This is a genomic window from Agrobacterium sp. LMR679 (genome assembly GCF_027157905.1).
Lineage (GTDB): Bacteria > Pseudomonadota > Alphaproteobacteria > Rhizobiales > Rhizobiaceae > Agrobacterium > Agrobacterium leguminum.
The window spans coordinates 1514655-1534439 of the sequence record NZ_JAPVOJ010000002.1; the positions used below are offsets into that span (position 1 = coordinate 1514655).

At 56.6% G+C, this 19785-nt stretch carries 18 protein-coding genes, 1 tRNA gene and 1 riboswitch; of the genes, 12 read left to right on the forward strand and 7 right to left on the reverse strand.

Annotated elements, in window-relative coordinates; all coding sequences use genetic code 11:
- Positions 1–233 precede the first annotated feature (233 nt).
- From pstC to phoB, 5 genes are all read left to right on the forward strand, one after another.
- Complete coding sequence (pstC, locus tag O3W47_RS18025; RefSeq protein WP_137002843.1) at positions 234–1718, forward strand: phosphate ABC transporter permease subunit PstC; 1485 nt, start codon at positions 234–236, stop codon at positions 1716–1718.
- The gene (gene pstA / locus O3W47_RS18030) at positions 1715–3037 is read left to right on the forward strand and encodes a phosphate ABC transporter permease PstA (RefSeq protein ID WP_269314298.1); all 1323 of its coding nucleotides are present in this window, start codon (positions 1715–1717) and stop codon (positions 3035–3037) included. The genes pstC and pstA overlap by 4 nt, the downstream gene beginning before the upstream one ends.
- A 14-nt stretch (positions 3038–3051) precedes the next feature.
- Entirely contained in the window at positions 3052–3867 is an 816-nt protein-coding gene (pstB, locus tag O3W47_RS18035; RefSeq protein ID WP_003519986.1) for a phosphate ABC transporter ATP-binding protein PstB, read from the forward strand.
- Between the two features lie 96 nt (positions 3868–3963).
- Complete coding sequence (gene phoU / locus O3W47_RS18040) at positions 3964–4689, forward strand: phosphate signaling complex protein PhoU (protein ID WP_003519985.1); 726 nt, start codon at positions 3964–3966, stop codon at positions 4687–4689.
- A gap of 30 nt (positions 4690–4719) precedes the next feature.
- Entirely contained in the window at positions 4720–5403 is a 684-nt protein-coding gene (phoB, locus tag O3W47_RS18045) for a phosphate regulon transcriptional regulator PhoB (RefSeq protein WP_003493692.1), read from the forward strand.
- 381 nt (positions 5404–5784) lie between these two features.
- Here the strand turns inward: phoB and O3W47_RS18050 are convergent, their stop codons facing one another.
- Positions 5785–6318, reverse strand: coding sequence for a GcrA family cell cycle regulator (locus O3W47_RS18050; RefSeq protein WP_137452417.1), 534 nt, complete (start codon positions 6316–6318; stop codon positions 5785–5787).
- Between the two features lie 431 nt (positions 6319–6749).
- Between O3W47_RS18050 and O3W47_RS18055 the strand changes: the two genes are divergently transcribed.
- The 3 genes from O3W47_RS18055 to O3W47_RS18065 all read left to right on the forward strand — a co-directional run bounded on the left by O3W47_RS18055 (position 6750) and on the right by O3W47_RS18065 (position 10153).
- Positions 6750–7949, forward strand: coding sequence for an aspartate aminotransferase family protein (locus O3W47_RS18055; RefSeq protein ID WP_269314299.1), 1200 nt, complete (start codon positions 6750–6752; stop codon positions 7947–7949).
- 57 nt (positions 7950–8006) lie between these two features.
- Positions 8007–8924, forward strand: a complete 918-nt coding sequence (argF, locus tag O3W47_RS18060) for an ornithine carbamoyltransferase (RefSeq protein WP_003519982.1) — start codon at positions 8007–8009, stop codon at positions 8922–8924.
- Positions 8925–9163: 239 nt separating this feature from the next.
- Entirely contained in the window at positions 9164–10153 is a 990-nt protein-coding gene (locus O3W47_RS18065; protein ID WP_080817974.1) for an Hsp33 family molecular chaperone, read from the forward strand.
- A gap of 49 nt (positions 10154–10202) precedes the next feature.
- On the opposite strand, the gene apaG is transcribed toward O3W47_RS18065, so the two are convergent.
- Entirely contained in the window at positions 10203–10595 is a 393-nt protein-coding gene (gene apaG / locus O3W47_RS18070; protein WP_003503545.1) for a Co2+/Mg2+ efflux protein ApaG, read from the reverse strand.
- A gap of 233 nt (positions 10596–10828) precedes the next feature.
- Positions 10829–12013, reverse strand: a complete 1185-nt coding sequence (locus O3W47_RS18075; RefSeq protein ID WP_080817971.1) for an O-succinylhomoserine sulfhydrylase — start codon at positions 12011–12013, stop codon at positions 10829–10831.
- A 43-nt stretch (positions 12014–12056) separates the two neighbouring features.
- Positions 12057–12135: riboswitch (SAM riboswitch) on the reverse strand.
- Between the two features lie 73 nt (positions 12136–12208).
- Between O3W47_RS18075 and O3W47_RS18080 the strand changes: the two genes are divergently transcribed.
- The 4 genes from O3W47_RS18080 to O3W47_RS18095 all read left to right on the forward strand — a co-directional run bounded on the left by O3W47_RS18080 (position 12209) and on the right by O3W47_RS18095 (position 14819).
- On the forward strand, positions 12209–13306 hold the full coding sequence (locus O3W47_RS18080) for a 2'-deoxycytidine 5'-triphosphate deaminase (RefSeq protein ID WP_127756811.1): 1098 nt from the start codon (positions 12209–12211) through the stop codon (positions 13304–13306).
- Positions 13307–13362: 56 nt separating this feature from the next.
- Positions 13363–13436 (forward strand) — tRNA-Gly (locus tag O3W47_RS18085).
- Positions 13437–13599: 163 nt separating this feature from the next.
- Positions 13600–14220 carry a tyrosine-type recombinase/integrase gene (locus O3W47_RS18090; RefSeq protein ID WP_269314300.1) on the forward strand — a complete coding sequence of 207 codons (621 nt, stop codon included), beginning with the start codon at positions 13600–13602 and terminating at the stop codon, positions 14218–14220.
- 14 nt (positions 14221–14234) lie between these two features.
- Positions 14235–14819 carry a tyrosine-type recombinase/integrase gene (locus O3W47_RS18095; protein WP_269314301.1) on the forward strand — a complete coding sequence of 195 codons (585 nt, stop codon included), beginning with the start codon at positions 14235–14237 and terminating at the stop codon, positions 14817–14819.
- Between the two features lie 82 nt (positions 14820–14901).
- On the opposite strand, the gene O3W47_RS18100 is transcribed toward O3W47_RS18095, so the two are convergent.
- The 4 genes from O3W47_RS18100 to O3W47_RS18115 all read right to left on the reverse strand — a co-directional run bounded on the left by O3W47_RS18100 (position 14902) and on the right by O3W47_RS18115 (position 19729).
- Positions 14902–15837, reverse strand: a complete 936-nt coding sequence (locus O3W47_RS18100) for a retron St85 family RNA-directed DNA polymerase (protein WP_269314302.1) — start codon at positions 15835–15837, stop codon at positions 14902–14904.
- Between the two features lie 100 nt (positions 15838–15937).
- A complete protein-coding gene (locus tag O3W47_RS18105) occupies positions 15938–16786 on the reverse strand; it encodes a retron St85 family effector protein (protein ID WP_269314303.1) in 849 nt (282 codons plus the stop codon).
- Positions 16787–17167: 381 nt separating this feature from the next.
- A complete protein-coding gene (locus O3W47_RS18110) occupies positions 17168–17737 on the reverse strand; it encodes a recombinase family protein (protein ID WP_269314304.1) in 570 nt (189 codons plus the stop codon).
- 354 nt (positions 17738–18091) lie between these two features.
- Entirely contained in the window at positions 18092–19729 is a 1638-nt protein-coding gene (locus O3W47_RS18115) for a hypothetical protein (RefSeq protein WP_269314305.1), read from the reverse strand.
- Between the last annotated feature and the right edge of the window lie 56 nt (positions 19730–19785).

The following is a 19785-nucleotide window of genomic DNA, read 5'->3' on the forward strand; positions in this document are numbered from 1 at the left end:
CCCTCATTCGGCTTCGCTTGGGCCGTCGTCCGCGGTTGACAGTTCCTAACCATCGCCATCCACATGATTGTCGATGGATTACAGATGGATAGGATGTATCAACCTTGACGCTTGCCAGACTATGATACAGTCAGGCGGCAGGCATCATGGGATGGTCCAGCGGTCTCGTTTTGATGACTTTTTGATTTGCCCGATATCGCACCGTGCTCTTGAGGCACGCCGAGGGAACTCTAATGAACACATCGATCCTTTTGCTGATACTGGTCCTAATCGGCATCGGCAGCTATCTGCTCGGCAGCCGCCGTGCCGTTGCCCTGTCTGGTGGTCGCCCCTCCAGCATGCATTCCCGTGCCGGTTATCACGGTTCCTACGCGGTCGTCTGGGCGGTGCTGCCCGCGGCGTTCATTCTCTGTGCCTGGCTCATTGTCAGCCCATTGCTCGTCACCTCGGCGGTGCGCGGTAGTTTCCCCGAGGACGTCCGGGCGCAATCCGAAGCGCAGCAGAGCTTGACCTACGGCATGGTGACCTCCATCGCCCGTGGCCTCCAGCGGCTGACGCCGGAGGAAACCGCGCAGGTTGAGGCCGACACGGCTGCGGTCCGGCCGCTTCTGGCATCGAAGGGTGTCGCAATCGCCGGCGATCCCGAACGCTTCATGGTCGATGCCGCCCACACGCTCAACAGCATGACCTCCACCAGCCGCATCGCGATGATCGCCGTCGTGCTGCTGGCCGCGCTCGGCGGCGGCGCCTATGCGCTGCGCGCGATCGCGCCGCGTTTCCGGGCGCGCAACCAAGTCGAGAAAGTCATTCTCGCGGCCCTGCTCGTCGCCTCGTCCATCGCCATCCTCACGACCATCGGCATCGTCCTGTCGATGCTGACGGAGGCGATCCAGTTCTTCACCATGGTTCCGGCGCACCAGTTCTTCTTCGGAACGGTCTGGGATCCGCGTTTTGCTGCGGCCGGTGCTACCGACTCCTCCGGCCAGTTCGGCCTGATCCCGCTGCTCGCCGGCACGCTTTATATCGGCTTCGTCGCCATGCTGGTTGCGGTTCCGGTCGGTCTCTTCTCGGCGATCTACATGGCGGAATATGCCTCGCCGCGCTTCCGCTCCATGGCAAAGCCGCTGCTTGAAGTGCTCGCCGGCATTCCCACCATCGTCTACGGCTTCTTCGCGCTCACGACGGTCGGTCCTTTCCTCAGAGACATTTCCACGCAGATCAACGGTCTGGCGACGGGCAACTACGCCAACTTCATCCAGGCGCAGAGCGTCATCACCGCCGGCTTCGTCATGGGCATCATGCTGATCCCCTATGTGTCGTCGCTGTCGGACGACATCATCACCGCCGTGCCGCGCTCGCTGCGTGACGGTTCGCTCGGCCTTGGCGCCACGCGTTCCGAGACGATCAAGAGAGTCATTATTCCGGCCGCTCTTCCCGGCATCGTCGGCGCCGTACTGATGACGGCTTCGCGCGCCATCGGCGAAACCATGATCGTGGTTCTTGCGGCCGGTGTTGCTGCCCGCCTGCAGCTCAATCCCTTCGAACCCATGACCACGGTGACGGTCAAGATCGTCAGCCAGCTCACCGGCGACCTTGAATTCACCTCGCCGCAGACGCTGGTTGCCTTTGCGCTCGGCATCACGCTTTTCGCCATCACGCTTTGCCTGAATATCTACGCGCTTTACATCGTGCGCAAATACCGGGAGCAATATGAATGACCGACATCGTTTCTCCCGCAGCCAGCGCGAGCGCCGTCAACAAGGCCACGCGCCGTGATATCGGCATCAAGCGCCGCTATGCCGCCGAACGCCGCTTCCGTGCCTACGGCATGGCAGCGATTTCCTTCGGCCTCATCTTTCTCTTCCTGCTGCTTTTCTCGGTGGTTTCCAAGGGTTACACCGCTTTCCAGCAGACGATGATCACCGTTCCGGTCGAGTTTTCCGAACAGATCATCGATCCGAAAAATGAGCGGGCCACCAATCCCACAAAGCTGATGACGGCCAATTATCCCGTCATCGCCCGCGATGCTGTCGCCAAGGTCCTTGGCGTTGCGCCGACGGACCGCGCCGGTCTACGCGCCGTCAACCTCTTGATCTCGGACAGCGTGCGCACGCAGCTTCGCGATATCGTCGTCGCCGATCCCGCCGTCATCGGCACCACGCGCACTGTCACGCTGCTGGCGTCTGGCGACGTCGACAGCGCCTTCAAGGGCCAGGTCGACCTGACGGCGGATGAAGCCAATCGCCGTATCTCGAACCAGCAACTCGGCTGGATGAACCAGCTCGCCGAAAGCGGCCAGCTCGGCAAACATTTCAATACCGGCATCTTCGTCAACGGCGCGTCGAGCCGTCCGGAAGCGGCGGGTGTGGGTGTGGCGCTGATCGGCTCGTTCTATATGATGCTGATCGTGCTGGTGCTGTCATTGCCGATTGGCGTTGCGGCCTCCATCTATCTCGAGGAATTCGCCCCGAAGAACCGTCTGACGGATCTTATCGAGGTGAATATCAACAATCTCGCGGCCGTTCCTTCGATTGTTTACGGCCTGCTCGGCCTCTCGGTCTTCATCAACTTCATGGGCTTTCCGCGCTCGGCCTCGCTGGTCGGCGGCCTCGTCCTGACGCTGATGACCCTGCCGACGATCATCATCGCGACGCGCGCTGCCCTGAAAGCCGTGCCGCCGTCTATCCGCGCCGCAGCCCTCGGCCTCGGCGCTTCCAAGATGCAGACGATCTTCCACCATGTGCTGCCGCTCGCCATGCCCGGCATTCTGACCGGCACCATCATCGGTCTCGCCCACGCGCTGGGCGAAACGGCGCCGCTGCTCCTGATCGGCATGGTGGCATTCGTTGCGAATTACCCGACAACGCCGATGGATCCGTCCACGGCCCTGCCGGTGCAGATTTACATGTGGGCGAACGAAGCCGAGCGCGCCTTTGTCGAAAGGACATCCGGCGCTATCATCATCCTGCTTCTGTTCCTCATCGTCATGAATGTTGGCGCAATCCTGTTGCGTCGCCGCTTCGAACGGCGCTGGTAGAGGGAGCTTGAGCAATGAACATGTTGTCGGAAGCAGCAGTTGAAAAGGCGCTGGACAAGAAAATGAATGAAGTCTCATACAAGATGATCGGCAAGGACGTTTCGGTTTATTACGGCGAAAAGCGGGCGCTTTACGACGTGAACCTCAACGTTCGCGAAAATACGGTGACCGCGCTTATCGGCCCGTCCGGCTGCGGCAAATCCACCTTCCTGCGTACCCTGAATCGTATGAACGACACGATCGACGGTTGCCGGGTCACCGGCAAGATCACGCTCGACACCGACGATATCTACGATCAGGCGATTGACGTCGTGGAATTGCGCGCTCGCGTCGGCATGGTGTTCCAGAAGCCGAACCCCTTCCCGAAGTCGATCTACGAAAACATTTCCTACGGTCCGCGCATCCATGGTCTCGCCCGCAACAAGGCGGATATGGACCAGATCGTCGAGCAGAGCCTGCAGAAGGCGGGTCTCTGGAACGAGGTGAAGGATCGTCTGCACGAATCTGGCACCGGTCTTTCCGGCGGTCAGCAGCAGCGCCTTTGCATCGCACGCGCAGTTGCCGTCAGCCCGGAAGTGATCCTGATGGACGAGCCTTGCTCGGCGCTTGACCCGATCGCGACCGCAAAGGTCGAGGAACTGATCCACGAGCTGCGCACCAATTACACCATCGTCATCGTCACGCACTCCATGCAGCAGGCGGCGCGTGTTTCCCAGCGCACGGCCATGTTCCATCTTGGTCATCTTGTCGAGGAAAACGAAACCGACAAGATGTTCACCAATCCGGACGACCAGCGCACGCAGGATTACATCATGGGCCGCTTCGGCTGATCCCGGCCGGCGCTTTATCGAAACCGAACAAGACTGGTGCTTCTGCCGTGCCCGCTTCCGGGCACGCGCATGCAGGCCAAGCCGGAGGACTAGACCATGACACAGACAACGACCCATTCGCACATCGTTTCCGTTTACGACGATGAATTGAAGTTTCTGACGCGCCGCATCGCCGAAATGGGCGGTCTTGCGGAGCAGATGTGCGCCGACGCCGTGCGTGCGCTCGTCAATTCCGATGCCGCGCTCGCTCAGAAGGTCATTTCCGACGATGCGATCCTCGACCACGCCGAGCGCGAGATCGGCGACAAGGCCATCGTCACCATTGCCAAACGCCAGCCGATGGCGGCAGACCTTCGCGAGATCATCGGCACCCTGCGAATTGCAGCTGACCTTGAGCGCGTCGGCGACCTTGGCAAGAACACCGCCAAGCGTGTGATTGCGGTTGCCGGCACCGGCGTGCCGCGCAAGCTTGCCCGTGGCATCGAGCACCTGTCCGAACTGGCGCTGGTACAGCTCAAGGAAGTGCTGGACGTCTATTCCACGCGTTCCGCCGAGAAGGCCAATGCCATTCGCGAGCGCGACGAGGAAATCGACGCCATGTACACGTCGCTCTTCCGTGAGCTTCTGACCTACATGATGGAAGATCCGCGCAACATCACCACCTGCACGCATCTTCTGTTCTGCGCCAAGAACATCGAGCGTATCGGCGACCACGCCACCAATATCGCCGAGACGATCTATTACATGACCACCGGCAGCCAGCCGGAAGGCGAGCGTCCGAAGGACGACAGTTCCAACACCCTCGGTTCGGTGACCGAGTAACAGACAGGCAGCGGCTTGCGGAGTTAGTATATGGTGCCCAAGATTGCAGTTGTGGAAGACGAGGAAGCGCTGAGCGTCCTGCTTCGTTACAATCTCGAGGCTGAGGGATATGACGTCGACACGATACCCCGTGGAGACGAGGCAGAAATCAGGCTGCAGGAACGTATTCCGGACCTTCTTATCCTGGATTGGATGCTTCCCGGCGTTTCCGGTATCGAACTGTGCCGTCGGCTGAGAATGCGGCCGGAAACCGAACGCCTGCCCATCATCATGCTGACGGCGCGCGGCGAGGAAAGCGAAAGGGTTCGCGGTCTTGCCACCGGCGCCGACGATTATGTCGTCAAGCCGTTCTCGACACCGGAACTCATGGCCCGCGTCAAGGCCATGCTGCGCCGCGCCCGCCCCGAGGTTCTGTCTTCGGTGCTGAAATGCGGCGATATCGAACTGGATCGCGAGACCCATCGCGTTCACCGCAAGAGCCGCGAAGTGCGCCTCGGCCCGACGGAGTTCCGCCTGCTGGAATTCCTGATGACCTCTCCCGGCCGGGTGTTTTCCCGCTCGCAATTGCTGGATGGCGTCTGGGGTCACGATATCTATGTGGATGAGCGCACCGTCGACGTGCATGTCGGACGCCTGCGCAAGGCGCTCAATTTTTCGCATATGCAGGATGTCATCCGCACCGTGCGCGGCGCAGGATATTCAATGGAAGCCTGAGAAAACCGAAACCGATGGTTTCGCTTGGGATAAGTTCCCCAAAATCAGAAGGCCCGAGACCGGAACGGTGTAGGGCCTTTCGATTTTGAACCTTCCGCAAACGCGTATCCTCGTTCTTTTGAAGGTGACAGACGGTCTGCTGAAAGCCGGATTGCGCGGTGAAACCTGACAGTAGGAAGGGCGCGGCACGTCGCCGACGAATTCAGAGCATTTGCCACGAGGGGCGCATCGCGGTTTTACATCCGGAGAATGCCCAAGAACAGGGATTGGGAGCGCCTCTTGGACAGCGTGCGCTCTATTCCAGAACCACTTTGGATTTTGCCATAAAAAAACGGGCCCGAAGGCCCGTAGTTTTTGAGTGTCGAATGCGTGCCGCAACACTCAAGCCTTGCGACGCTCGCTTACCGGCTGGTAGGCAAGCTTTGCATGGAACTTGCAATAGGGCGAAGATTCCAGTGCTTCACAACCGCAGAAATGGAAATCATCCTTGAGCGGATCGCCGACCGGCCACTTGCAGGTGCGCTCCGTCAGTTCCGTCAGCGTCAGGCGGCGGGAAATCGGTGTCACGACATTTTTGGAGGGAACGTAATCGAGAACTTCGGCGGTATCGATATCGATCTCCTCGTGCAGCGCCGTTGCCGCGCTCGAGCGGTTCAGGGCGCGTGCAGGTGCTGCGCTGACGCGGGCTGCGAAATTCGTCGCGCGCGGGGCAGGGGCGGCAGTGCGCTTGGGCGCGGAACGCGCCGAAGTAACCGGGCCGCCGGCCTTCACGCGTCCCGGCAGGTTGAGGCGATGGACCTTGCCGATGACGGCATTGCGGCTGACGCCGCCCAGCTGTGCTGCTATCTGGCTGGCGCTAAGCCCTTCGGACCACAATTTCTTGAGTTTTTCGACCCGTTCGTCTGTCCAGTTCATGCCGCTTCTCCGCTCGTCGCGTATAATGTCGGCAGAATCCCTCTCCGCCTCGCGGGCGTGCCGCGAGCGTGGTTTCTGCCTGATTTTTGGTGACTAGTTCCGCCGCAATGCAGTCTAGTAATTAGCGATTAACCTAGTGCCACGCAGACTCCGTGGCAAGAGTCGCGGGAATCATCTCGAATCGATTTTCCGGTTTTCCCCAACTTGCTGGCGAGTTGAGTCTGAAAGGCAACACCTTGGGCCTCGTCCGTCGCTACCTACTAGGGCTTGAGAAGCCCGGGAAACGCGGACTTTTGTTGACATCGGCAGGCGAAGTGACAATAGTGCCCCTGCCGCCGCGAGGCGGCATTTTTGATTTTCAGGCAAGGGATAACCCCGAAAGCCTATTGACAACCGTCTGACAGCGCATCCGCGCAAGGAGTGATACAGCCATGGCCGAAGCCGCCGCGCCATTGTTCGATACGTTTGCAAGAGCCCCCCTGCGCTTCGAGCGAGGCGAGGGCGTCTGGCTGTTCACGGAAAGCGGCGAACGATATCTGGATTTTGCAGCCGGCGTCGCGGTCAACTCGCTGGGCCACGCCCATCCGCACCTCGTGGAGGCGATCAAGACCCAGGCCGAGAAGGTCTGGCACGTCTCGAACCTTTATGAAGTGCCGGGCCAGGAAAAGCTTGCAAAGCGCCTGACGGAAGCGACATTCGCAGACAAGGTCTTCTTCACCAATTCCGGCGCGGAAGCGCTGGAATGCGCGATCAAGACCGCGCGCCGTTATCATTATTCCAAGGGGCATCCGGAAAAGTTCCGGATTATCACTTTCGAAGGCGCCTTCCATGGCCGCACGCTGGCGACGATTGCCGCCGGCGGCCAGCAGAAATATCTCGAAGGTTTCGGCCCCAAGGTCGAAGGTTTCGATCAGGTGCCCTTCGGTGACGTCGATGCGCTGAAAGCCGCCATCACGGCCGAGACGGCCGCGCTTCTGATCGAGCCCATTCAGGGCGAGGGTGGCATTCGCGCACCAGCCAAGGAATTCCTGCAGCTGCTGCGGTCGCTTTGCGATGAGCATGGCATGCTGCTGATTTTTGATGAGGTCCAGACCGGCGTTGGCCGTACGGGCAAGCTCTTTGCATATGAGCAGACGGGCGTTGCACCGGATATCATGGCGGTTGCCAAGGGTATCGGCGGCGGTTTCCCGCTCGGCGCCTGCCTTGCGACGGCGGATGCCGCTTCCGGCATGACGGCGGGCGTGCATGGCACCACCTATGGCGGCAACCCGCTGGCCATGGCTGTTGGCAATGCGGTGCTCGATGTCGTCCTCTCCGAGGGCTTCTTGGAAAAGGTCCGTGATGTCGCGCTGGTCTTCCGCCAGGGCCTTGCTTCGCTGAAGGATCGTTATCCTGACGTTATCGAGGAAATCCGTGGCGAAGGCCTGCTTCTCGGCATCAAGGCCAAGGTTCCATCGGGCGAGCTGCTGCAGGCCATGCGCGCCGAGCATCTGCTTGGCGTGCCGGCGGGCGACAACGTCATCCGTCTCCTGCCGCCGCTCGTCACCACGGCGGAAGAGGCCCGCGAGGGCCTGGCACGCGTGGAAGCGGCTGCCGCTTCGCTGACAGCGAAACAGGCAAAAATCGCCTGAGGAAACAATAAAGGGCGGGCCTCTTCCCCGAGGCTCGCGAGCATGGGACAGTTTGAAATGGCTTCACCTAAACATTTTCTCGACCTGTCGGCCGTCAGCTCGCAGGACCTGCGGGCAATTCTCGACGATGCCCGCGCACGCAAGGCCGCCACCAAGGCCGGAACGGCGGAAAAGCCGCTTGCCGGCAAGATGCTGGCTATGATCTTCGAAAAGCCTTCCACCCGCACCCGCGTCTCCTTCGATGTCGGCATGCGCCAGCTCGGTGGCGAGACGCTTTTTCTCTCCGGTACGGAAATGCAGCTCGGTCGCGCCGAAACGATCGGCGATACGGCCAAGGTGCTGTCGCGTTACGTCGACGCCATCATGATCCGCACGACGGATCATTCGCGCCTGCTGGAGCTTGCCGAACACGCGACGGTGCCGGTCATCAACGCCCTGACGGATGACACGCATCCCTGCCAGATCATGGCGGATATCATGACCTTTGAGGAACATCGCGGTCCGGTCAAAGGCAAGACCATTGCCTGGACGGGTGACGGCAATAACGTCCTGCATTCCTTCGTCGAAGGCTCGGCGCGCTTCGGTTACCGCATGACGATGGCAGTGCCCATGGGCTCCGAACCGCATGACAAGTTCCTGAACTGGGCGCGCAACAATGGCGGCGAAATCATGCTGTGCCACGACGCCGACAAGGCCGTTGCGGGTGCGGACTGTGTCGTCACCGATACCTGGGTGTCCATGAACCAGGAACACAAGGCGCGCGGCCACAACATCTTCCAGCCCTATCAGGTGAATGAAGCCCTGATGGCCAAGGCGGAAAAAGACGCGCTGTTCATGCATTGCCTGCCGGCCCACCGCGGTGAGGAAGTGACGGATGCCGTGATCGACGGCCCGCAATCCGTCGTCTTCGACGAGGCGGAAAACCGCCTCCACGCGCAGAAGTCGATCATCGCATGGTGCATGGGCGTCATCTGAGCAATCGCCCGGCCTGACACGCGTCACGCCGGGTGCTTGAACTTGACCGCATAGATTACCATCTGTGGGACTTCGAAGAGGCTCGTCGGTTTTGCTGGCGGGCCATTGTCACGATTTGCACGTTTTTCCCCGGAAGCGGTTTCTCTTCCCGGGTCTCTGTGCGACAAGCGAAAAAAGCACATTTTAAAAGCCGGACTTTTGGACGGTAGCGGCGCCACGGCTGCGCCAGGGAGTATGACATGGCAGATGTAACGGTTGAACTGGACGATCTCGATTTTGCTGGCGACGACAAGGTTGTGCCCTTTCAGGTCGAAGGTCTGGATGTGCGCGGCCGCGCCGTGCAGGTGGGTCCGCTGCTGAATGCCATTCTCGAGCGGCATGACTATCCCCCGGCGGTCGCCCGCCTGCTGGCGGAAGCGACCGTTCTGACGGCGCTGATCGGCACGTCGCTCAAGTTTTCCGGCAAGCTGACCGTCCAGACCAAGGGTGACGGCCCGGTCGACCTTCTGGTTGCGGATTTCACCGCGCCGGAAAGCATGCGCGCCTATGCCCGTTTCGATGAGGAGCGGCTGGCGGAGGCGATTGCGGCCGGGGCGACCTCGCCGGAGCAATTGCTCGGCAACGGCATTCTGGCCTTCACGATCGATCAGGGTGCGGGCATGCAGCCTTATCAGGGTATCGTGCCGCTCGATGGCTCCTCGCTGGAAGACATTGCCGGGGTTTATTTCCGCCAGTCGGAACAGCTTCCCACCCGCGTGCGGCTGGGCGTTGCCGAATTCTTCGACCGTGATGGCGAAGGCAAGCCGCGCCATGGCTGGCGTGCGGGCGGCGTTATTGCGCAGTTCCTGCCGCAGGCGCCCGAGCGGCTGCGCATGCGCGACCTGCATGGCGGCGATGGCGATGAGGGCGGTCACGAGGTGCAGGAAGACGATGCCTGGACCGAAGCCGTCACGCTGCTGAACACGGTTGATACCGACGAGCTGACCGATCCGCAGGTGCCGGTGGAACGTCTTCTCTTCCGGCTTTTCCATGAGAGCGGTGTGCGCATCTATGAGCCGCAGGCGGTTTTCGACCGTTGCAGCTGCTCGCGGGACAAGATCAAGGGCGTGCTGTCCGGTTTCACCGCCGAGGAGATCGAGGCGAGCGAGGAAGACGGCGCCATTGCCGTGACCTGCGAGTTCTGCTCCACGACCTATCGCTACGATGTCAGCGAATTTGAAAATGCCTGAATGAAAGCCGCGTCCTGAAGGGCGCGGCTTTTTCCTTGCAGGATGAGTGTCAGTTCAGGACCCGCATCAGGCCGGGTGAATCCAGCGAAAAAGCGGGGATGGTGACGTTGAACACCTCGCCATTTTCCGTTTCCATTTCATAATGGCCAAACATCAGGCCGGAAGGTGTATCCAGCGGGCAGCCGGAGGAATATTCGTAGCTGTCGCCGGGTTTCAGATGCGGCTTCTCACCCACGACGCCTGGCCCATAGACCTCATCCACCTGTCCGTTCTGATCGGTGATGTGCCAATAGCGATTGACGAGGGTAACCGGAATATCTGAATTGTTCGCGATCACGACTTTGTAGCCCCAGACGTAACGATCGTCATCCGGGTCGGATTGTTCCTCGAGATAATACGGATCGACCGTTACCTCGATATCCCTTGTCAGAGCACGATACATACGCGCCACACCTCGATATTATGCCTGCCGTCGCATCCTACACTATAGGCTCTGGCTATCGTCAAGAAAATGAATGACTTGACGGGCAGGAGGCGTCTCCTGTTGCGCTGTTTTCCACCGTTAGGGATAACGGGAAAGGTAAATATTGGTTGCCTGAAGCGGTCTTTTCGAACCGTGCAGGCGAACCATGGCCCGACACGCGGTCAGGCCATGGCAATTTGCCGATTGAATTTTCAGGCCGAAACGGCCGCCAGACCCTTTGCCAGATCTTCCAGCAGATCGTCGGTATCCTCGATGCCGCAGGAAAGGCGCAGGGTGCCGCCGGAAATACCGAGTTCGGCACGCGCCTCGTCGGTGAGGTTCTTGTGCGTCGTCGTGCCGGGGTGGGTGATGAGGCTCTTGGCGTCGCCGAGATTGTTGGAAATCTTCACGATTTCCAGCGCGTTCTGCAGCTTGAAGGCTGCTTCCTTGCCACCCTTCAGTTCGAAAGCCACAAGCGTCGAGCCGCCGGACATCTGCCGCGCGATAATGTCCGCCTGCGGGTGGTCGGCGCGGCCGGGATAGATGACCTTGGCGACCTTGCCGTTATCGGCGAGAAAATCGGCGATTTTGCCGGCATTGGCCGTCTGCTGTTTGACACGCAGCGGCAGGGTCTCGATGCCTTTCAGAAGCGTCCAGGCATTGAAAGGCGACATGGCAGGGCCGGTATGGCGGAAATAGTCCTGCAGCTCTTCCTCGATCCACTTCTTGTCGGAAAGGATCACGCCGCCAAGGCAGCGGCCCTGGCCGTCAATATGTTTGGTGGCCGAATAAACGACGATATGCGCGCCGAGTTCGAGCGGCTTCTGGAAAAGCGGTGTGGCAAAGACGTTGTCGACCACCACCTTCGCACCGATCTGGTTGGCGAGCTTCGCCACGCCGGCAATATCCACCACTTCGAGCGTCGGATTGGTCGGGCTTTCGAGGAAGAACAGCCTGGTGTTCGGCTGGATCGCCTTTTCCCAGTTGCCGAGATCGCGTCCGTCGATCAGCGTGCATTCGATGCCGTATTTTGGCGCAAGCGTTTCGACCACCCAGCGGCAGGAGCCGAAGAGGGCGCGGGCAGCAACGATGTGGTCGCCGGCGCGCAGCTGGCACATGATGGCGGCGGTGACGGCGGCCATGCCCGACGCAAGTGCGCGGGCGTCTTCGGCGCCTTCCAGCAGGCACATGCGCTTTTCGAACATGTCATTGGTGGGGCTCGCATAGCGGGCGTAGATGAACCCATCCGTTTCGCCCTTGAAGCGCGCTTCGGCGGCTTCGGAGTTTTCGTAGACGAAACCCTGGGTCAGATAGATCGCTTCCGACGTTTCACCGTAAGGGGAGCGTAGCGTACCGCCGTGAACGAGCTGGGTTGCCGGGCGCCATTTATTGCTCATGTGATCACCTTCAAAACAAAAAAACCGGCCGCAAAAGCAGACCGGTTCCTAGCACCCGGTCTTTTTAGCCACTTGTTTAACGTGGCTGCAAGCCGACCGGCCAAATCACCACGGGATAAGCTTGCCATACTGCCGTTACCGGCTTGCGTCAATGCTTTCCTTTTGGTTTTGTCGCCGTAAAAAGGAATGATGACCATGACCAGAACCACGGGCATTTTGGCGGATGGCGCGATCAAGGCGCTGTTTGCGGGCGGCAAGCTGAAGAGCGAGGCCGACCTCGATGCTGACCAGGTGCAGCCCGCCAGCCTTGATCTCAGGCTCGGCTCGAAGGCCTATCGCGTGCGCGCCAGCTTCATGCCCGGCCCGGGAAACCGCGTCATCGACAAGCTCAATCGTCTCAGCCTGCACGAGATCGACCTTACCCAGGGCGCGGTGCTGGAAACCGGTTGTGTCTATATCGTTCCCTTGATGGAAAGCCTTGCGCTGCCGGTGGACATGTCGGCCTCGGCCAATCCGAAAAGCTCGACCGGCCGTCTCGATATCTTCACCCGCGTCATGACTGACAGCGCGCAGGAATTCGACAAGATACCGGCGGGTTATGCCGGCCCGCTCTATCTGGAAATCAGCCCGCGCACCTTTCCCATCGTGGTGCGACGCGGCTCGCGCCTGTCGCAGATTCGCTTCCGCATCGGCCATTCGCTGCTCAACGAAAGTGAACTGCTGAAGCTGCACGAGACGGAAACGCTGGTTGCCAGCGACACGCCCAACGTGACCGGCGGCGGCATCGCGCTCTCGATCGACCTCAAGGGTTTCGGCGAAAACGGACTGATCGGTTATCGCGGCAAACATCATACGGCGGTGGTGGATGTCGACAAGAAGGCCCAGCACGACGTTCTCGATTTCTGGGAGCCGCTCTACGCGCGCGGCCGTGCCGAACTGATCCTCGACCCGGATGAATTCTATATTCTCGTCTCGCGCGAAGCCGTCCACGTTCCACCGCTCTATGCGGCTGAAATGACCCCCTTCGACCCGCTGGTGGGCGAATTCCGCGTGCACTACGCCGGCTTCTTCGATCCCGGCTTCGGCCATGCGCAGGCCGGCGGCACAGGCAGCCGCGCCGTGCTCGAAGTCCGCAGCCATGAGGTTCCATTCATCCTGGAACACGGCCAGATCGTCGGCCGGCTGGTTTACGAGCATATGCTGCAGAAACCGGAAGGCCTTTATGGCACCGGCCTCGGCTCCAATTATCAGGCGCAGGGGCTGAAGCTCTCCAAGCATTTTCGCGCCGAATAACGACCCCGGCGGGTGCTTGACACCCGCTGCGAACTATCCGATGTCTTATGCGCGGCGCGGGTGTAGCTCAATGGTAGAGCAGCAGCTTCCCAAGCTGAATACGAGGGTTCGATTCCCTTCACCCGCTCCAGCGACATTTCCAACAAGATCAATGACGTCCAACAAGCGTTGGTTTTTCAGCGTTTTTGCCTCGCGCGCGCGTAAGGTCGTGCAACGGTATGCAGTGACATCCAGCACTTTTGTCGGTAAAAATCACGGTATTCGTCATCGTGGTGGAAAGCCGATACCGTAAAATGGCACTGACAGACATTCAGGTTAAGAACGCCAAAGCCGACAGCAAACCGCGCAAGCTATCTGATGAAAAGGGGCTTTACCTCTACATATCGGTTGCGGGCGGAAAGTCTTGGCGGTTCGATTACGATTTTTTTGGAAAGCGAAAAACACTGACGATTGGGCCGTACCCGACAGTGGGGTTGGCTGACGCCCGTCGATTGCGCGACGAGGCCAAGAAGAAGCTGGCCGAAGGTTTGGACCCATCGCTGGCCAAAAAACTCGATCAGCTTGCCGCAAAAGCCGCTGCCGGAAACACCTTCGGTGTCATAGCGGATGAATTCATTGAGAAGCTGAAACGCGACAAGCGCGCAGAGCCCACCATCACGAAGAACATATGGATGTTGAAAGACCTCGCCGAAAAGCTAGGGTCTTACCCGGTTACGCAGATTACGGCGCGTGACATTCTTCTTGTGCTGACCAGCATTGAAAAGAGCGGCCGTGTGGAGAGCGCGCTGGCGACACGTGCTGCCATCGGTCGTGTCTTTCGATATGCCATTGCCACGGCAAGGGCGGAGAATGACCCGACGTCGGCACTACGGGGGCTCTGCAGCGCCATGTACCGGTTAACCATGCCGCCTTAACGACGAAGGCTGAGATGGGCGGCCTGATGCGGGCCATCTACGGCTACGAGGGTTGGCCCTCGTTGGTGGCTGCCTTGAAAATCCAAGCGTTGTGCTTTGCTCGCCCCGGGGAGACGCGGTCGATGGAGTGGACGGAGTTAGATTTTGATAAGTTGGTTTGGACCATACCCGCACAGAAAACCAAAATGCGCAGAGAGCATCATGTGCCGCTTTCAACACAAGCAGTGGAAGTTCTCACTGAGATGAAGGAGCTGTTTGGCGATAAGCCCTATGTCTTTCCTTCAATGATGTCTGGCAAGAAAATTCTGTCCGAGAACTCGATGAATTCAGCTCTGCGGCGCATGGGGGTAACTGAGGCCCAGCATACCGCGCACGGCTTTCGTTCTTCCGCCAGCAGCATATTGAACGAGTCTGGAGAGTTCAGCATCGATTCTATCGAAGCTCAGCTTGCGCATCTCGATACGCGGGCCGTCAGACGTATCTACAATCGGGCCACATATTGGGACGAGCGAGTGAGGATGATGCAGTGGTGGGCTGACATTCTGGAGCGTGAGAGAAAAAACACTCGTCCGGAAGACCTCTATCGCGATTCCGAATGACAAATAATATTGATGAAATACACAGATGAGAATGAGAGTTATCGAGAGATCAAGTCCGTGCTGGAATGGATATTGCTTGAGATTAGTCTTGCTGGAGTTCATCTCTGAAATGCGCAATTCTGTGCATCTGGTTCGGGTATTTTTCCCACAGTCTGCGGAGCGTCTCCGGCTCAACCTGACCGATAAACGAAAGATATCCCCTCAAGCTAAGCATGCCTTTGCTATCAAGTTGATGTGAATTGTATATTCTAGATCTTATCGACCGTTTTTCGTTGTGGCCTATAGATGGGTTTCCGTCGTTGCTGACGGTTATTCCCGTCACGTGTCTATTAAATTTCTTTGACGAAAATACTGTCTTCTCGGAGTGTATTTTTAAATTCGGATAGGGAAGGTCGGCGATAAATCTATTTACTGTTTCTGGAAATTTAAATAAAACTCCCTTCCTTTCTGTTGAAAAAGTTAGATCATCTGAGTATCGTGTATATGATATAGACATACTTTTGCAGTACTCGTCTATGATTCTATCAAATTGATACATAATCGCATTCGATATAAGTGGTGATCCTGGCGACCCAACGCTTAGAACAAGATTGCCTGACTCGTTCTTAAAGAATATTTTTGTGAGATATTCTCTCTCTATGTCATCTACGAGAATTTGGTTGTCATTCAGGTAGGCCACGAAATCTTCACCTGTGATTGATGGGAAGAAATCGCGAAAATCCATTTTTAGCAAATAGGGATTTTTAAGATGGGGCCTAACGTTATCCATGATGCTCCGCCCAGACCTATAAGCAGTGGCCACATCGTGAATTTTCAGTTTGTCTTCGAGGTAGCTTTCAAGGATATATCTTTGAACAACTTTGAGATCCTTGGACGGCTGGGATATTAATCTGGGCGAGCCTCCGCCACGTTTCTCGATAGGAAAGGTCTTGTACCTAAAAGGGCAAGTATTGATGTAGGTCAACAACTCGCCCTTGGAGAGCGGAAAACGCTTCAGAAGAAGAGAGGTGATGCTCATGACTGATTTCCTGCGAGGCGTTCTTCGATCACCTTTACGCGGTTATGTTCGGATCGTTCCCGTTTTGCTGCGTCATGATAGTACTGATTAACTTCTAATTTCACAGAGTAATAGTCATACCGTTTTTCGCCATCTTTAATATGGAAATCGATCCTTTTCGATCTGTCGCCAGGAATATAATAGAAATATTGTGAAGATTTCTTTTTATATCAATAAGGTTAAATTTTTTGAGTATATATAACGCTGAATCAATATCTTTTTTTAAGCTAGAGAATTGTAAAATATCTAAAAACTTTACAATCTCCCCTTTCGTCAGGGATGCGAATAAATCAACAATTTGGAATATAAGAAATATATAATGACCACGATTCTTTCTATCGAATTTTTCACTTTTTATTTTTCTTGAGGCGTGATCTGTCACGTCTATGAGTATATCTTTAACTTCTTTCTTTGTTACGGAATTTATATCTCTATGATCTATCGAGTAGACTCTTACCGATTCTTCGTCATCTTTTTCCATAGGGTCGAGGAGGCCAAATTTTATAAATGAATCAGCCCTGTGAAATTCATCGTGAACTACAGCTACGAGTTTTGGGCGCAGTCTCTCATTAGCGAAAAAAAGCCCGAATTCTGCGAGAGCGCCTTCACTCTCAAGAAAAATGACAACGAGAGAGGATATATATGCTATATCGTTCTCGAACTCAGACAAATTATGATAGCCGGTAGACCAGTCTTTGTAGTTTTCCGCTAGGACAAAGCCTTCGATATCTTCCAGTTCTTCACCGGCAGAATTCATAAACATGTTTCGGACTGAGTGGTTAGAAATGGATTTCACATCCACCGGTCCGCCGCAAATGAATAACAATCTAGGCTCCAGTAAGACACGAGCCTCGTCAATATCAATATATTTAATAAATTTTAGTCTAGGGTCGCTCGCTTCTGTGTGCATTCGAAATCGCTCAATACCTTTGAAGAAGCGATAGGAAGAATCCTTCCTTATCAAGGTGAGTGCTCGCAGGCTTGATAAGGAAGGATTCTTCCTATCGCGCCAAAAAGCGATCAATAAGTTTGGGTCTGGCTATACACCGGACCGTGCCAGTAAGCACAACGCGTAAAGAGCATTGTCTTCTAACAACTTCAGGTCGCGCTGTAAAGCCGCTGGCAGTATGGGATTCGATGGTTCGGTAACTATTAAAATACAAATTTTATTAAAATGTCCTATGAATATGTCCAATAAATATTATATTTCACTTAATTCGTGTGAGTATATGCCGGTTGTATTTCGATTGTATTTATAATAAAATTTTTCTGAATGCAGCGGAATTTGCTGTTATTTGTTGGGCCTTCCCGTGGTGTCATTCAACATAAGAATGCGATATACCTGTGTCCGCGAACAGCCCATCTGTTTCGCGATTGACAAAATGGATAGCCCGTCGTCGCGCATTTTTTTGATCAAAAGGCGATCTAAGCGTTGTTTTCCTCCTCTGTATGCGCCCATAGTTTTCGCGCGCTCAATTCCTTCTCGCTGTCGCGTTTTGATGAAGCTCCGCTCCATCTGTGCCACCATTCCCAACACGGTCAGAATGAGCTGGCCCATCTCGCCCTGTGTCGAAACGAAGGGGTCAAGAATTGTTAAATAAGCGCCGCGCTGTTCGCAATCGTGTACGATGTTGAGCACGTCGCGAGTGTCGCGCCCTAGTCGATCAAGCCGCGTAACAACGAGCTCGTCACCTTGGCGCAAGAACTCGATGATAGTTGCCAATTCGGTGCGCCCTTCACGACTGCCGCCCGATACCTTTTCCGAGCGGATTATTTCGCAACCTTCATGTTGCAGGCGGTCAAGCTGAACCTGCAGATCTTGATCGATGGTGCTGACGCGTGCGTAACCGATGCGGGCCATAGTGTAACCTCAAGCTTTAGGCCCGATGCTACCCTGTCACAAATAGGCGCCGTCAACCCAGATGTTACGTCATGGCTTGTAACGTTGGGTTCGTAACTCTGAGGTATACCGTGATGCGACTGATTGCCTATCGCAAGAAAGCTTTAGGTCTCCTTTTCCTGTCCTCACCATCGATCACGTGAGGGGTTGCTGTCGGTACAATCAGCCTTGCAAAAATCAACTAGCGCCCCGGGCCCAACGGCCCCAAGCTCGCCACTGGGAGATTTCCGTCGAAGGCTCCGAGGACTGCAAGCAATGAATAGGTTGAAGGGTGGGCGGTCACTCGCGATAGAAATGAAGCTAGACTTTGTGTTCTCAATTCACTCTCACTTCCACAGTTAATCCAGGAAGGCGGTACATGTTTAATGCTATATTGGGGCGCCTGGGAATAATGGTAGCCGTCCTTAACGCCAATGCTTTAAGGAAACCTTCGCCGCTACTCTCCGACACTGTTTTGGCTAGCCGTGGCCAACTGGTCCAGATCGCGCGCCGATCGAAGTCCTTTGCGTCAACGAAGTCAGCCACGTGGCGGCTGAGCACCAGCAGGGATACGGGCCGGTCGCCGCACTGCGGGAGATGGAGCGCCTTGCAGACTTCATCCGACGTCCTGCCCGCGATCCAGTCGTGAACTCGCCCCACCCAGTCATTGGCCTTGGCCAAATTAGAACGTCGGCTTTCGCGTTCGGCCAATGATCGACCATAGATGTCAGGCCACTTCAGCTGAACGAGGCAGAGCTCACCCGTTTCCCTGTCGATGACTGCCGTGTCCACGTCCGTTAGAATGGAGCCATCGCTCTTTCTTAAGTTGCATCCGCGATCGAGGACGACGTAGCGGTCGGCTTCCAGCAGTTTTGCGAGGTCCGACCTGAACACAGCCTCTCTCGCGTTTAACGCTCGGTCCCAGTCTCGCCGATGCAAATGACGGAGTTGATTGGTGAGTCCAGCGACCGGGTTCATCAACGCGCCGAAAATGGGCAATAGAACGAAGTCGCGTCCGAAGTCGATGTAATATGGGATGGGGATCTCATGATGAGCATCCAGCCTTTGTGCCCCCTCTGCATCAAGTGTGAGCAAATTTAGTATCTGGCGCCCTTGGTCCCCGCCGCCCCAACTCTCCTCAATATCGTCTCTCCGTGCGAAGGCGGTAAGTAGATTTCTAAGGTCGAGGTGAGGGAATTGTGACATTAGTTTAGTCCCGCAAGCGATGTGATGAAGAACTTTGCCATACGCATCCATAGACACCCTGTTCCATTCGTCGAAAGCTCGCCCGCTGATCTGGGACATGGGAGGCAGGCTATCCAGTTCCGCAGTGCCAGCGCTATACATTTCCGCTAAATCGCGATGGTAGCCTACAGTGTCAGGATCAGCATCGTATGCAATGGACCAACCCTCCACAGCAGTCACGTATCGTCCTATACGCTCCCCAATGTCGTTCTTCCTCGCCACCATGCTTTGTTCGATCGCCTGGAGCCGCAATCGTTGCTGGTTGCTCAACCATCGGCCTTCAGCCCGTTCTGTAGATTCAGCTCCATCGTCTTCGACCTCGATGACGAGTTTGTCGGGGGAAGGAAAGCTGGTTTTGGCCAAGCCATATCGCTCAAGCGTCGCCAGTCGATGTATAACCGAGAGTTTTCCGCATTCGAGAAGGTGCCTGTCCGCCAGAGCGGCTAGACTGGGATCGGACCGTACCCAGGGAACATTGCCTGGGGCATTTCTAATAAGAGATAATGAAGCTGCTAATGCGGTGCTGGCCCCGAGCATCATCAAGTTGCGGACGCTATCTTTCTCAAGCAACTCAGACCCGTTGGGAGCGATCTTGAAAGCGAAGGCGGCCTCATCGAGCGAGCGGACCAGCTCCATTATGAGAAGCCTTTCCAGGCCGGCCCAACTTTTTGCATTCTGATCCAAATGTTCGCGGCGAATGCCCTCTATACGGTCAATAGCTTCCGTCATCTGCAAAAATCCATTTCTCGAAGAGGAATTGGTAGGAGCATCCTGATCATCGTCCC